This window comes from Cohnella sp. GCM10020058 (assembly GCF_042683485.1).
Lineage (GTDB): Bacteria > Bacillota > Bacilli > Paenibacillales > Paenibacillaceae > Cohnella.
Map to the genome: position 1 here is coordinate 138,914 of NZ_JBHUJV010000007.1, position 14,907 is coordinate 153,820.

The 14,907-nt window shown below is 61.2% G+C and carries 14 protein-coding genes; all 14 read right to left on the minus strand.

Annotated elements, in window-relative coordinates:
• Positions 1–3: 3 nt before the first annotated feature.
• Entirely contained in the window at positions 4–1,053 is a 1,050-nt protein-coding gene (gene queA, locus ACFSR7_RS10875) for a tRNA preQ1(34) S-adenosylmethionine ribosyltransferase-isomerase QueA (protein ID WP_378161369.1), read from the minus strand.
• Positions 1,050–3,158, minus strand: a complete 2,109-nt coding sequence (locus ACFSR7_RS10880; RefSeq protein ID WP_378161371.1) for a SpoIID/LytB domain-containing protein — start codon at positions 3,156–3,158, stop codon at positions 1,050–1,052. Before ACFSR7_RS10880 ends, queA begins: the two co-directional genes overlap by 4 nt.
• Positions 3,155–3,625, minus strand: coding sequence for a thiol-disulfide oxidoreductase DCC family protein (locus ACFSR7_RS10885; protein ID WP_378161372.1), 471 nt, complete (start codon positions 3,623–3,625; stop codon positions 3,155–3,157). Before ACFSR7_RS10885 ends, ACFSR7_RS10880 begins: the two co-directional genes overlap by 4 nt.
• On the minus strand, positions 3,622–4,629 hold the full coding sequence (gene ruvB / locus ACFSR7_RS10890; RefSeq protein WP_378161374.1) for a Holliday junction branch migration DNA helicase RuvB: 1,008 nt from the start codon (positions 4,627–4,629) through the stop codon (positions 3,622–3,624). Before ruvB ends, ACFSR7_RS10885 begins: the two co-directional genes overlap by 4 nt.
• A gap of 23 nt (positions 4,630–4,652) precedes the next feature.
• Positions 4,653–5,270 (minus strand): Holliday junction branch migration protein RuvA, encoded by a 618-nt coding sequence (gene ruvA / locus ACFSR7_RS10895; RefSeq protein WP_378161376.1) that lies wholly within the window; start codon positions 5,268–5,270, stop codon positions 4,653–4,655.
• A complete protein-coding gene (gene ruvC, locus ACFSR7_RS10900; RefSeq protein WP_378161378.1) occupies positions 5,267–5,770 on the minus strand; it encodes a crossover junction endodeoxyribonuclease RuvC in 504 nt (167 codons plus the stop codon). The genes ruvA and ruvC overlap by 4 nt, the downstream gene beginning before the upstream one ends.
• 157 nt (positions 5,771–5,927) lie before the next feature.
• Positions 5,928–6,632 carry a BofC C-terminal domain-containing protein gene (locus tag ACFSR7_RS10905; protein WP_378161380.1) on the minus strand — a complete coding sequence of 235 codons (705 nt, stop codon included), beginning with the start codon at positions 6,630–6,632 and terminating at the stop codon, positions 5,928–5,930.
• 66 nt (positions 6,633–6,698) lie between these two features.
• A complete protein-coding gene (locus ACFSR7_RS10910) occupies positions 6,699–8,828 on the minus strand; it encodes a LysM peptidoglycan-binding domain-containing protein (protein WP_378161382.1) in 2,130 nt (709 codons plus the stop codon).
• A gap of 176 nt (positions 8,829–9,004) precedes the next feature.
• Positions 9,005–9,196: a type II toxin-antitoxin system antitoxin gene (locus tag ACFSR7_RS10915; protein ID WP_378161383.1), complete on the minus strand. Its 192-nt coding sequence runs from the start codon at positions 9,194–9,196 to the stop codon at positions 9,005–9,007.
• Between the two features lie 12 nt (positions 9,197–9,208).
• Positions 9,209–10,081, minus strand: a complete 873-nt coding sequence (locus ACFSR7_RS10920) for an SPFH domain-containing protein (RefSeq protein ID WP_378161385.1) — start codon at positions 10,079–10,081, stop codon at positions 9,209–9,211.
• Between the two features lie 672 nt (positions 10,082–10,753).
• Positions 10,754–11,635 (minus strand): branched-chain-amino-acid transaminase, encoded by an 882-nt coding sequence (gene ilvE, locus ACFSR7_RS10925; RefSeq protein ID WP_378161387.1) that lies wholly within the window; start codon positions 11,633–11,635, stop codon positions 10,754–10,756.
• Positions 11,636–11,659: 24 nt separating this feature from the next.
• Positions 11,660–12,556, minus strand: coding sequence for a prephenate dehydratase (gene pheA, locus ACFSR7_RS10930; protein ID WP_378161389.1), 897 nt, complete (start codon positions 12,554–12,556; stop codon positions 11,660–11,662).
• A complete protein-coding gene (gene thrB, locus ACFSR7_RS10935) occupies positions 12,553–13,563 on the minus strand; it encodes a homoserine kinase (protein ID WP_378161391.1) in 1,011 nt (336 codons plus the stop codon). Before thrB ends, pheA begins: the two co-directional genes overlap by 4 nt.
• 46 nt (positions 13,564–13,609) lie before the next feature.
• On the minus strand, positions 13,610–14,896 hold the full coding sequence (locus ACFSR7_RS10940; protein ID WP_378115792.1) for a homoserine dehydrogenase: 1,287 nt from the start codon (positions 14,894–14,896) through the stop codon (positions 13,610–13,612).
• Between the last annotated feature and the right edge of the window lie 11 nt (positions 14,897–14,907).

Genomic DNA, 14,907 nt, shown 5'->3' on the forward strand with positions numbered 1-14,907 from the left:
CGTCTAAGTAATGAACATCGCATCGCCGAAGCTGAAAAAACGATACTCGGCGTCTACCGCTTCCTTATAGGCCGCCAACACGGCTTCGCGGCCGACGAGCGCGCTGACCAGCATCACCAGCGTCGACTTGGGCAAATGGAAGTTCGTGAGCAGCGCGGAGACAAGGCGGAATCGGTAGCCGGGATAAATAAAAATGCCCGTCCATCCGCTGCACGCTTCGACAGGCAAGTCCCCGAAACGTTGTCCGAGGGTCTCCAGCGTCCTCGCCGAGGTCGTTCCTACCGCGACGATCCGTGTGCCCGCCTGTCTGGCCCGGTTGAGCAAAGCCGCATTTTCCGCATCCACGCCGTACCATTCCTCGTGCATCTTGTGCTCGAGCACATTGTCGACCGATACCGGGCGGAACGTGCCGAGTCCGACATGCAGCGTCACGCGGCATACGGAGATCCCGCGTCCCTGAAGCTCCTGCAAAAACGCCTCCGTAAAATGGAGACCGGCTGTCGGCGCGGCGGCCGAGCCTTCGTTCTGCGCATAGACCGTCTGATATCGGTCCCGGTCGTCCAGCCGCTCCTTGATGTACGGCGGAAGCGGCATCTCGCCGAGCCGATCGAGAATTTCGTTAAAAATGCCGTCATACTGAAAACGGATCGTTCTCGCGCCCATTTCGCCTTCTTCTTCTACGACGGCGGCCAGCAACGGTTTCAACGAATCTTCCGTTTCTCCGAAATGCAGCACGGCGCCTTTATGAAGCTTCTTGCCCGGCCGCACGAGCGCCTCCCAGCGATCGTCGCCAAGCGCCTTAAGCAGCAGCACTTCGGCCTTCGCGCCCGTGTCCGCTTTGCGTCCGAACAATCTGGCCGGAATGACCTTCGTGTCGTTCAGGACAAGCGTATCTCCCGGGACGAGGTATTCTGCGAGATCCTTGAACGAACGGTGTTCGACCCGTCCGTTGTCCTTGCGAAGGACGAGCAAACGGGACGAGGTCCGATCGGACAGGGGAGTCTGCGCGATCAGCCGTTCGGGTAGTTCAAAATCGTAATCGCCGACGTTCATGAAGCGCCATCCTTCTCGATCTTAATATCCTTATAATAGTATTGCAGGATGCTCTTGTAGTCATACCCTTGCTCCGCCAGCCCGAGCGCGCCCCATTGGGACATGCCGAGCCCGTGGCCGTAGCCGGTGCCCGTCACGATGAATTGGGGCGAAGCAGTCACTGCGCGGGCCTGGCCGGCTCCGTTCAGAACGATGGCGTTGCCGCCGGCTGAATCCAGCGAACGTACGGTGCCGTCTCCGCCGAGCACCTGAAGGGAACCCGTACCGTCCGGCACTTCCCGGCTTGCCCCGTTCGCGCCGACGATCGTCGCGCGAGCGGTCTCGTCGATCTTGAAGAGCGTGCTCTTGACGCCGCCGAGCGCGCTGCGCCAGCTGTCGCCGTACAGCTCAACGGTCTTGCCGTTCGCTTTGAGACGGACCGCGCGACCGGAAGCGCCGGTCTCGGACACCTCTAGCGTGCGAAGCGGGCCTTGAATCTTGTTTTTGTCGGACAGCTTCGCGTTGATGGTCGCGAGCAGCTTGTCCGCGGCGAGCGGACCTTCGACCCAGCTGTTATTCGTATATTCCGGCGTCTTGCCGAGGGACAGCACGAGCGTCCCTGCATTGACGGAAGCGACCGGCTGGACGTCGGTCTGAACGCGCGGACTCGGGCGAACCTGCACGTTGTCTCCGGTCACGGTGAGCATGGCGAGACCCGCTTCGTTTTTTTGGCCCTTGTCGGCCAGAAGATCGCTGCGGATATAGCCGACCGTACCCGAATCGAGCGCGACGCGGTACCAGTCGAGCTTGCCCTTTTGTATGCCGTCGTCCGGACTTATGACCGCTCCGGCATAGTAAGGAATCGCGTTGCCGGCATATTCGAGCGGATCCGCGGTAACGCCGCCTGCGCTCGCGCCGAACATGGCGGTGATGATCTTGCCGGCGTACGTCATAACTTCGCCGGACGTCGCCTGCACGCCGGCGGTGGAGTTCGCATTCTCCGAGCCGAGCCCGTTGTAAGCCTGGCTGTACGTATTGTCCACGACGTCGGCGATCTGATAGGTCACGCCGCCCGCGAGCGCGTACGACCTGGCGGCGACCGCCTGCGCCTTCTGGGCTTCTGCCGGCCAGCTGGAGCCGACTTCGGCGCCGACGACGGAATACAAATACGGCTCGAGTCCGACAACGTTCACCACGGCGAGATTGTTGTTCAGCACGCTGATCTGCATACTGCCGCGATATTTGTTTTTGCTGCGCTCGACAACCTGGATGTTGCCGTCGCTCTGAACGTCCGCCTGCAGCGCGGTGCCGCCCGCGGCCGGCAAAGCATACAGCGGGGCGGAATTCGTCGCGGAGCCCGTATACGTGACATCGTCCCGGATGACGGCATAGGCGGTGCTCGCCTCCGGCAGCTTAGCCGAGAAGCCGGCAGCCGTTACGGCTGCTTGAATCTTCGTCAGTTCGGCCTGGCTGGCGGCTTGTCCGATGCGGAGGACATAAGCCGCTCCGTCTGCTGCGGGCTTGATCGCGACGAAGGCGTCGAAGCCCGCATTGCCGAGCTGCAGAGCTGCTGCAGACGCTTCGCTGGCGCCGGCGTACGGGCCGGCCTCGACGGCAAGCGGACCTGCCACATAAGCTGGGGTGAGCGAGCTCTGTCCGCCCGCTGCCGATGCCCATTTCGACAGGGCCGACTGCGCTGTGGCCGCCGTGCTATAGACGCCTTCGGACACTTGATAGACGGTCTTTCCCTTCTTCGTCAGCTTGGTCACGAAACCCGCCTTGGAGGAAGCTTGAATTTTTTTAAGGACCGTCTGTGCGGCAGAAAAATCCGCCGTCTCGAGCACCATCGCCCGATAAGCGTCGACCGCGAACCGAACGGTGCCGCCGGGAGCGGGATAGTCCGCCTTTCCTTGTCCGCCGACCCAGGACAGTCTAAGTCCGCCCGCGGATACGAGGGTCGCGACGGGTGTCGTGGATTGATACTTGGACCCCAGGTCCAGAAACAGGCCAACGCGTATCGTATCGGGTACGAGGGCGGCATTCGCCGCCGTTCCGCCCGCTCCAGCCCATGCTAGCAGGACCGCGGCGGATGCGCCCAGCGCGATCCGGCGATTCATTTTAGTCATCTCGATCCTCCGTGTGATCCATCTTGGTCTGTGACGATCGTCCTGCATGAGCCGTCCTCGCAGGCGTCGCTTCTTCCGAACAACCGGTACCTGTACTTCGCGACGAGCCGATAGACGGCGGCGCTTAACAGCCTCAGTCCCGGCAGCGCGCCTAACCGCCCAAGCCAAGCCAGGCTCGGCATGTCTCTTAGCAGGAGCATGACCGCATCGGCGCCGCCGGTCACCTTGCCTGCCGATTCGTCCTTCACGAGTATCTGCGACAGATGCCCCGCATCTGCTTTTGCTTCTGGCGCGCCGTGAGCGCCTACCAAGCTGCCTGCCGGTACCGCTTGAAGCGGCACGAACCGCAGCTCGGATCTCGTACGCGATCGACGCAGGCGGTCCACGGCCGTCAGGCAAAGCTTGCATTCGCCGTCATAATACACGGTCAGGACACGCGGCCTGTCCGCACCTGCCTCCGCCGTCATGCCCGCTGCTCGGGCATCGGCAATTCCAAGTGACGATAGGCGGCAGGCGTTGCCACGCGACCGCGCGGGGTGCGCTGCAGGAAGCCGATCTGAAGCAGGTACGGCTCATACACGTCTTCGATCGTCTGGCTCTCTTCCCCGATCGATGCAGCGATCGTATCCACGCCGACCGGTCCTCCTTTGTAACGGGAGATCATCGCATGAAGCAGCTTGTGGTCGATCGCGTCGAGGCCCATCGGATCGACCTGAAGGCGCTCGAGCGACTCGTGCGCAAGCTGCTCGGTGATGATGCCGTCTCCGCGCACCTGCGCGTAATCGCGCACGCGCTTGAGCAGCCGGTTCGCGATGCGGGGCGTGCCTCGCGCCCTGCGTGCGATCTCGCGCGACGCTTCGCCGATAATGTCCACGCCGAGCAGATCGCTCGTACGCGACACGATAAAGGCCAGCTCGTCCTCATTGTAGAACTCGAGACGGCTGACGACCCCGAACCGGTCGCGCAGCGGCGCGGACAGCAATCCTGCGCGCGTCGTCGCGCCAATCAGCGTAAACTTGGGCAGGTCCAGCCTCACCGACCGCGCACTCGGTCCCTTGCCGATAACAAAGTCCAGCGCGAAATCCTCCATCGCGGGGTACAGCACTTCTTCGACCGTGCGATGAAGTCTGTGGATCTCGTCGATGAACAGGACATCGTTTTCCTGCAGATTCGTTAAAATGGCGGCCAAATCGCCGGGCCGCTCGATTGCAGGCCCACTGGTCGTCCGAATGCTGACTCCCAGCTCGTTGGCGATAATGTTCGACAGCGTCGTCTTGCCGAGCCCGGGCGGGCCGTACAGCAAGACGTGATCGAGCGCCTCCTGCCTGAGCTTGGCGGCCTCGATGTAGATTTTCATGTTGTCTTTCACTTGCGACTGGCCGATATACTCGTTCAAATACCGCGGACGCAGGCTCAGCTCCGCCTGCCGGTCCTCCATCATCAAATGAGCGGTCACGATGCGGTCTTCCACCTACGCGTCCCCCTTTCCGCTCTTCAACCGGTAAATAACTGCTGCAACGCGAGCTTCATAAGCACGTCCGGCGAGTCCTCGGCCTTGATCCTGTCCTTGAGCGCCGCCCAGGCCTTGTCCAGCTCCGCATCCCGATAGCCAAGGCCCGAGAGCGCCTCTCTGGCCGCCGACCACGACGCGTGGCTGTCGTCCGGCAGCGAGAGAGGCTCCGCCGCAAACAAGCCGAGGCCCGCCGCATCGTATGAAAAACCCAGCTTATCCTTCAAGTCGAGCACCATCCGCTGCGCCGTCTTTTTCCCAATGCCCGGCAGCTTCGTCAAAAATGTCAGATTCTCTTGCTGGATCGCCGCCACGACCGCCTCCGGCCGTCCTCCCGCCAACACGCCCAGCGCCACGCGCGGCCCGATGCCCGATACCTCGAGCAGCTTGCGGAAAAGGCTCTGCTCTTCCCGCGTGGTGAAGCCGAACAGCTGGATCGCGTCCTCGCGAACGTGATGGTGAATGTAGAGCTGCACTTGCTCCTCGCTTCTCGCCAAGCCGTACGGATTGGGCGTGAAAACTCTGTATCCGACGTCCCGCACGTCGAGCACCACGTACTCGAGCTCGATATGCGCCACAAAACCTTTTAAGTAATCGATCACCGCCGCGTCGCTCCGTTCATCAATTGACTCATGCCGCTCGCATGCGCATGGCAGATCGCGACGGCCAGCGCGTCCGCCACGTCGTCCGGCTTTGGCGCGCTCGCGAGTCCGAGGAGGCGCTTCACCATCTCTTGCACCTGCTTTTTCTCCGCGCCGCCGTATCCGACGACCGCCTGCTTGACCTGCATGGGCGTGTACTCGCCGATCGGAATGCCGCGCTGCGCAGCCGCCAGCATCAGTACGCCTCTCGCTTGGCCGACGCTGAATGCATTCGTAACGTTTTTGTTGAAAAATAGCTTTTCGACCGCAACGGTCTCCGGCTGGTATTGGTCCAGAAGCTTGCAGGAAGATTCGTAAATCTGCTGAAGCCTGACCTCCTGCGCCGTGTCCGGCGTCGTCTGGATACTCCCGTATTGCACCGGTACGAGACGATGTCCGATCTTGTCGATGAATCCGAATCCCATAATTGCAATGCCGGGGTCGATCCCGAGTACCCGCATGAGGGTTCCCCGCTTCCTGTATCTACTGACAGACTACTTGATTATACCATTTGAAAACGGGGATGAGAACAGAAAGCCGAACAGCCGGCCGACACAATAAAAAAGCGCTCGAGCGAACGCTCGAGCGCTTCGTGGCTGCCGCCTGCCGGCAGCCTGGCTATTCGGCCGCATGGCCGGCATATCCCGGCTTATCGGCGTATTCGCCGAGACGGGTCACGACTTGATGATAGTCGGTTCCTTCGCCTACAGGCAAACCCTCCTGCAGTCTTCGCAGCTCTTCGGGCGACAAACCGCTCTCCAGCGCCTTGACGTCCATGTGAAAAAAAGTCCGGATGACCTTGTCTTTTTTCACGGGACCGTCGAACAAAGAGAGGTTGCCGCCTCTATCCATACCGATTCGCGCCGATGCCTTGCAGGACGCCGAAAGGTCGTCGACCGATTCCCGCATGACGAGCCTGTCCGCGTCCTGGAGCGTCGCCGTCCACTCGCGGTGGGCCTTGAGCAAGTCCATCGCTTCCGTCGAGGAGAACGATCCGAGCCGACGGATCTCCTCTCCGCACACGTACATGCGCTGCAGCACGACCTCTACCTTTCCTTCGAGTCCCGCGAGCGCGGCGATCGCCCGACCCCGTTCCGAATCGGGACCTTCGAACGACAGGAGCGAAGACCGCTTGTCTAGCCATACGGCCTCGGCGTCCGTCATGGCGCCGTCGTGACGCTCCGCACGCCCGAAACGGGGCTCGACTGCGGCCAGCGCCGCTGCCGCCGTCAATACGGCGGCAGCCCATATTCCGAGGGACCATGCCAGACGCTTGTTGCGCTTTAATCGCTTCTTCCAATGGCGAAACCGATTTCCGAGCACCGGGATCCCTTCTTTTCCGTTTTAACCCTATTGTGATCCCGGGCTCATCGGGTTATGCATCAAGGCTTACCATTTGATCCAAGGAAGGCTCTTCCGGCTCTTCGGGGCGGAAGCGACGCGCGCCTGGTTTTTGCCGGCCGAGGATGACGCTACCCGCTTCGCCGATCCCGCGCCGGATCCCGCCGTTCCTTGCCGCTGAGCGGATGAACGGGCCGTCTTGGCGACGCCGATTTTCGGCTTGGCTTCAATTTCCGAATCGCCTTCGTCCACGAAGCGGTCGCTTTCCGAGTCGTTCTCCGAATCGATCGCCGCCGATGCATACGCCAGATCCTTGTTGGCCGCGTCGATGGCGCCGCCGGCCAGCGGATACTGCACGAAGCCGAAGCCGTCACGGTACGGCAGAGAATATTCGGGCGTGAACGGCTGCGTGCCGTAGCCGGCCGTCAGCGGGAATCGCGGATCGTAGCCATAGCCGTAAGGACTCGCGGCAGGACCGACGGCAGCCGGCGATACCATGCTCGGTGAGACGGCATTCGGGGCGTAGCCCGTTGAAACGGGAGATATACTCGTTTGAACCGGCATGACGCCGCTCGGGTAGCCATAGCCGGACATCTGTACCGGAGATATCGCTGCAGCAGGGGAGACTGGCGTTCCTGCGCACGGATGGCATGGCGCCTGGCCCCATCCGGTCTGCAGGCCGCCGAGGCCTCCCAGATGACCCGGAATGCCGCCCTCGAGTCCGCCCAGGTAGCCGGGGAGACCGCCGCTCAGCCCCCCCAGATTGCCAGGAATGCCGCCTTCAATGCCGCCTAGCTGGCCGGGGATGCCGCCCTCAAGACCTCCGAGATGTCCCGGGATGCCGCCTTCAATGCCGCCCAGATAACCGGGAAGACCTCCGCTCAAGCCGCCCAGATTGCCCGAAATGCCGCCTTCAATGCCGCCAAGCTGGCCGGGAATACCGCCCTCAAGGCCTCCGAGGTGCCCCGGGATTCCCCCTTCAAGTCCGCCTATGTGGCCCGGATACGCGGGGATGCCTCCCACGAGCGGTCCGATGCCGCCTCCGCAAGGCACGCCGGCATACGGCTGCACGCTTGCAGGGGATACGGCGGTGCCGTAACCATTATAACCTTGGACGGCGGCGGGACTGACGGCGCCGTAGTTATTCGTCATGGTGGTCACAGGGCTGACTGCGCTGTAACTGTTTGGCATAGCGGTTGCCGGACTGACTGCGCTGTAACTGCTTGGCATAGCGGTTGCCGGACTGACTGCGCTGTAACTGTTTGGCTTGGCCGTCGCAGGGCTGACGTCGCCGAAAGTGTAGGGCATGGAACTCGCGGGACTGACGGAAGCGTTTTGGTTTTGACCGTAGCCGTATCCCTGCGTCGCGGCCGGCAACGTAGCCGGACCCGTTGCGGCTGGGGACACCGCTTCATGTCCGTACCCGTAACCCGCGTGACCATACCCGACCGGGGCCGTCGATGCCTCGACGGCAGGCTGCGGCATTTGCAGGAACAGGTCCGACGTTTGCTGATACGTCGTCATGTAGACCGGATAATGCTCGTGCATAGGCGGCGCCGGCGGAGCGGGCGGCGGAGGCGCGGGCATTTGGACTTCGATCGGTGCCGTGACTTGCGGCGGCTGCACGACCGGCACAGGTGCCGTGCTGGGCTTCTCAGTTACGGCCGGCATGACCGCCGTGCTCGGCTTCTCCGTCGCGCCGGGCAGCACTGCCGTGCTGGGCTTTTCCATAGAACCGGGCATGACCGCCGTGCTCGGCTTTTCTCCGGCGGCAGGCATGACGCCCGCTTCCGGCTTGCCATGATGATGATGGTGATGGTGTTGCATGTCTTCCGATGCGCCCGAGCCTTCGGCAGGCAGCTTCGGAATGTGAACGACTTGGCCCGTCAAAAGCGCGCTCGGATTGACGATCTGCGGATTGGCCGCGATCAGGTCCGCCAATGGCACTTGGTACGTTTTCGACAGCTTCCACATCGTATCGCCCTGCTGGATCGTATAATCCTGAGCGATCTCGTACTGCTTTTGACCTGGCTTGGGTATGCGTATCTTGGCGCCTACCTCGATCTCGTCCGGATTCGCGATGTCCGTGTTAGCAGCGATCAGCTCGTCAAGAGACAAGCCGTATTTCTTAGCCAAGTTGTACAGCGTGTCACCGCTTTTGGCGATATGGATCTTCACTCGGTTCCCTCCCGGTGGCTGAACTCTCGCGTGCAGGCTGCCGCCCCGCGCAATCCTTACATCCTATGCAGGAGCTGGGCATTTGACATCCCTTCGGCAAAAAAACATAGGCGAACCGGAACGTGTCGCTCCGGTTCGCCTATTCGCGCGCCGGCGATCGCCGGCCACCTTCGTCGCTATGATTCATCCGCCTCCGTCGGCGGTTCGGGGCGGCTCTTCAGCCGGCCCGACTTGCGGAGCGCCTCCCGCAGCAAATACTCCATATGCGCGTTGACGCTGCGGAACTCATCCGCCGCCCATCGTTCGAGCGCGGCATAAATCTCGGGATCGAGTCGAAGGGGATAAGCCTTCTTCGGTTTGGATGACATCGCCGCGCATCCTTAGCCGTACAGCGTGCCGGTGTTGATGACCGGCGTCGCCGCACGGTCGGACACGACCGCGACCATCAGATTGTTGATCATTGCCGCGCGCCGCTCCGCGTCGAGCTCGATCCCGTTTTCTACCAGCTGCCGCAGCGCCGCATCCACCATAAAGACGGCGCCTTCGACGATCTTCGCCCGCGCCGCGATAATGGCAATGGCTTGCTGGCGCTGCAGCATGGCGCTGGCGATCTCCGGCGCGTAGGCCAGATGGGTCAACCGGGTCTCGAGCACTTCAATGCCCGCGACGTGAAGCCTGTTCTGCAGCTCGGCCGACAATTCCGAAGCCACCTCGTCCGAATTGCCGCGCAGCGACTGGCCCGGCTCGTCGGTAAACGTGTCGTAAGCATACTTGGCCGCCGTGTGCCGGATCGACGTCTCGCTCGTCAGCTCCACGAACCGCTCGTAATCGTCCACGTCGAACACCGCTTTGGCCGTATCCGATACGCGGAATACGACCACGGCGCCGATCTCGATCGGATTGCCCTCCGCGTCATTAACTTTCAGGGTATTGCTCGTGAAGTTGCGAACCTTGAGCGACACCCGTCTCTTCACGGTAAACGGAAGTACCATCCAAAGACCGCTGCGCGATACCGTGCCGATATAGCTTCCGAAAAAAGTGATGACCTTGGCCTGGTTCGGCTGTACGATCGTCAGCGAGCTTAGCATGACCATGGCGAGCAGCAGCAGCGCGATGCCTAGACCGATTAAGCCGCCTTCAGGCTCCGCTTGATCGCCTCCGATGACCATTAGCGCGATACCGCCGGCCAGCGAGGCCAAACACAGTAGCAAAGCCAAAAATCCATTCATATGCCAAGCGCGTTTTTCCTTCATAACGGCCTCTCCCATTCATAATGATTTAAATTTTATATTATTATGATATCACTTTTGTAATCATATGTAAATTCTCTCACTGATGAGCAAGAAGAAAAGTGAATGATTCGGATTTTTCATTGGCATTCGAACCGGCATCGCGCGGAACGCCTATCAGTGCCCGCCCGACAGCCGTTCCTACGGGCCGGCGTATCGCCGCCAGCGCCGCATTGACGCCGAAACCCTGCAAATATACATCTTTTTTTGTCAATTTCTACTCTATTGTACAGAATAACTGCAAAAGCGCAGTTATTTCCCTTGATCAGCCGGGTTTTCGGCTTGCGCTTTGCATTTTCCTGCGCATTTGCAGGTATTTCATCAAGTGGAGCGACCCGTTAGGAAATACCTGTACAAATGCAGCTTTGGGGACTGCCAACCATCCTTAAAGCTCCGCGCTTTCGTCACTGACAGCAAGCTCCGACGCCTTTGTCACTTACAGCAAGCTCCGGTGCTCTTGTCACTTAAAGCAAGCTCCGGCGTCCTCGTCTCTCCGGCATGGTTGGTTTTCTCGCTTACAGCGGCGGCTCTCTTCAATACCCTACCTTCTCGCTTACAGCACGCCCCGACGCCCTCGTCGCTTCTGTAACTTAAAAAGACGGCCGCCCGCATCGCGAGCGCCGTCTCTTGATTGACTTATTCGTATACTTTGACACCTTCGACTGTGACGATCTTGCGGAATTCGTCCAGCAGCCGGCTGGTCAGAGGCCCTGCGCGGCCTTCGCCGATTATGCGTCCGTCTACCTCGCGCACGGCGATGACTTCGGCGGCCGTCCCGGTGAAAAACACTTCATCGGCCGTATAGACGTCATGCAGCGTAAACGGCACCTCGCGCAGCGGCAGCCCGAGCTTCGCACACAGTTCGATGATGGCGCCCCGGGTGATGCCCTCGAGCGCTCCGATATAACACGGCGGCGTGTAAACGGTGCCTCGTTTCACGATAAAAATATTGTCGCTCGAACCTTCGGCCACGTAACCTTGCGAGTTGAGCATGATCGCTTCGCCGACGCCCGCCAGATTTGCTTGGATTTTCACCAGAATGTTGTTCAGGTAGTTCAGCGACTTGATCTTCGGATTAAGCGCGTCCGGCAGATTGCGGCGCGGACTGACCGATACCGAACGCAGGCCGTCCCGGTATGCCTCCTCCGGATAGATCGCGAGCTGCTCCACGATGATGACGACGAACGCTTCCGGACAGCGGAGCGGATCGAGCCCGAGATTGCCGGCTCCGCGGGAGACGATGAGTCGAATGTAGCCGTCCCGCAGGCTGTTGCGCCGGATCGTCTCGCAGAGCGCATCCTCCATCTGCGTCATGCTGAGCGGAATGTTCAGCATAATCGACTTGGCCGAGTCATAGAGACGCTCCAGATGCTCCCGGCATCTGAATATATTGCCGCCGTAGATGCGGATGCCTTCAAAAATGCCGTCGCCATAGAGGAAGCCGTGGTCGTACACCGAAATCTTGGCCTCTTCTTTTTTCACATATTGCCCGTTCAAATAAATCCATTGCTCAGACATGCCTCAGGACACCTCCGGAAATGTTCAACCTTCGAATGGGAAACTGGGATAAGAGCCGAGAATGCGGACCTGACAGCCGATCGCCTCGATCTCTGCGATGGCCGCCGGCAGGAGAACGGTGTCCAGCGACATTTCGATGTCGATCCAGAAGTAGTAGCTGCCCAGCTTCTTCTTCGTGGGACGCGACTCGATGCGCGACAAGTTGATCTTCCGCCACGAAAACGCCGATAGCACTTGATGCAGCGCACCGGGAAAATCCTCAGGCAGCGTAATGAGAATGCTCGTCTTATACTTAGGCGCTGCAGCCGTTTCGTATACGCGATGACCGACGAGCAGAAAACGCGTGTAGTTGTTGTCGTGGTCGGTCACGGCCTCCTGCAGCAGGTCCAAGCCGTAATCCGCCGCAGCCGTACGCGTGCCGATCGCCGCCCATCCGCGCCCCGGATTGTCGTGCACGGTGCGGATCGCTTCGGCCGTGCTGGAGAGCGTCTCGAGCTCCGCATGCGGGATATGCGCACGGATGAACTCGTAGCACTGTGCCATCGCCACCGGATGGCTGAAAATCTTGACGATCTTGGCGGAATCCCAGGCCCTTGCCGGATCCTGCTCTCCCTGGCCGTCCACCGCCAGCTCGCCAAGGCGGCCGACTAGATTCTGTACGGCAGGAAATACCCACTCCGCCCGGATCGGCAGCTCCACCTCGTGTACGAGCCAATCCGTGTGGAGGCTGACGGAGCCGTCGATCGTATTCTCGATCGGAATGACGCTCCAGTCCGTCGTGCCGCCGGCTGTCGACTTGAAAACGTCCGCGATCATCTTGTGATAGCGAAGCTCGACCTCGCGGTCGCGGAAAAAGTAGCGAGCCGCCTCGTCGGAGAACGTTCCCTTCGGAAGCACCGCTACGCTTGGTGCGCGATTCAAGGCCGCACCTCCGTTCCCATCCGGGACGGCAGCACATCGTCCGGCGCCGCGCCGAATTCAGCATCGCCCGCTTGCAGGAGCCGAATCGCCGGTCCGGCCAGATCGGGGCTCAGCCAGCGAAGCTCCGCTTGAACGCCTGCTTCCGCCAGTGCCTCTCGCACGAATGCCTCTAGTCCTAGAGCATCCGCGTCCGCATCGGCGAGCGCGAGCAGCGTAGGCCCGGCGCCGGACAGCACCGCGCCGAGCGCGCCATGTTCAGGCGCTTCGCGCAGCATGCGCTCCATGCCCGGAATAAGCGGCGCGCGATAAGGCTGGTGCAGCTTGTCCCGCAAGGCATGGCGCAGTACGTCGAGCCTGCCCGTTGCGAGCGCCGCCGTCAGCAGCGAGCTATGCGCCACGTTGAATACGGCGTCTTCCCGCGCCACCTGCCGGGGCAGTACGCCGCGAGCGGACTTGGTCGCGAGCTCGAAGGCCGGGATTGCCGCAAGGAAACGCAAAGCTGCGGGCGGATCGAATCGAACCGCCTCGGCCCGCTGCCCGTCCCAAGCCGCAGCGATCATGCCTCCGTAGATCGAAGCGCCGACATTGTCCGGATGCTTCTCGAGGGCGGTCGCCATTTGGAACAGCTCGTCTTGGGTCAGCGGCTCGCCGATCAGCGCATTGGCCGCCACGAGCGCGCCGACGATCGCTGACGCGCTGCTCCCGAGACCGCGCGTCAGCGGAATGTCGCTGCGGATGCCGATCGCGAGCTCGGGAAGCTTGATGCCCGCCCGCTCGAATACCGACTGAGCGACTTCGTATATCAGATTGCTCTTGTCCCGCGCGACGCCTTCGAGATGGTCGCCATGCAGCATGACGACCGTCCGCTCCGCCGGCGCCAGGTCGACCCAGGCGTATAGCGACAGCGCCATGCCCAAGCTATCGAAGCCCGGTCCGAGATTCGCGGTGCTGGCGGGCACGCGAACGACGACGCGGTCGGCCGCGGGACGTGTTGCCTTATCCGTCATTGTATTTCTTACCCCTCTCCAGATTCACTGCCGCAAAGCCGCTTAATTATCCTTCGACGCGGTAGACGCTCTTGATCGTCTTGACCGCAGGCAGCTCTTCGAATGCCTTTTGCACGGCCTTCATCGAAGCCTTGTCGGCCGCATGCGTGGAAATGATCAGCTGCGCGCCCTGCTGGTCCGGCGTGACGGGCTGCATGACGGATTCGATGCTGACATCGTATTTCGAGAAAACCTGGGCGATCTGCATCAGTACGCCCGCCCGGTCTTCGACATGCAGCAGCATAAAGTACTTCGAAGCGATCTGCTCGTCTGTCTTGAGCTTCTTTTCCTTGTATGAAAGGGAGGCTTGGCGTCCGTTGACGCCGAGCTTCATGTTCTTGACGACAGCCACGAGATCGGCCACGATGGACGTCGCCGTCGGCATCTCGCCGGCGCCGGGTCCGTAGAACATCGTTTCGCCGACCGCTTCGCCGTGCACGTAAACCGCGTTGAACACGCCGTTCACGGAGGCGATCGGGTGGCTGCGGCGCACGAGCGTCGGCTGCACGCTGACGCTGATATAGTCGTCCTGCCGCTCGGCGATGCCGAGCAGCTTGATCTCGCAGCCCAGCTGGTGCGCGTAGCGAATGTCCTCTTGCGTAACGGCGCTGATGCCGCGCACGTCCACGTCCTCAAGGGCGACGTTCGCGCGGAAGCCCAGCGTCGACAGGATCGTCATCTTGCGCGCGGCGTCGAGCCCTTCGACGTCGGACGTCGGATCGGCCTCCGCATAACCGAGCGCCTGCGCTTCCTTCAGAACGTCCTGATAGTCAGCGCCCTCTTGACTCATCTTGGTCAAAATATAGTTGGTCGTCCCGTTGACGATACCCATGATCTTCGTGATCCGGTCCGAAGAGAAGCCTTCGATGAGCGTCCGGATAATCGGAATGCCGCCCGCCACGCTTGCTTCGTAAAACACGTCGCAGCCCTTTTCCTTGGCCTTGGCCAGAATCTCCTGGCCGTGCAGCGCCATCAGGTCCTTGTTCGCCGTCACGATATGCTTGCCCCGCTCGAGCGCCTCGAGCAGCAGCTCCTTGGTGGCGCCTACGCCGCCCATGACCTCGACGATAATGTCGATCTCCTCGTCGCGTACGAGCTCCCACGGATCTTCGGTCAGCTTCGAAGTATCGATGGCCACGCTGCGCGCCTTGGACGCGTCCTTGACCAGAATCTTCGCGATCTCGATCGGCGAGGCGACCTGGCTCTGCAGATCCGCCTGGTGGCCCTCCACGATCCGGACGACGCCGGTGCCTACGGTGCCCAATCCCATCAATCCAACTTTTACCGGCTTCATAGCTTTTCTCC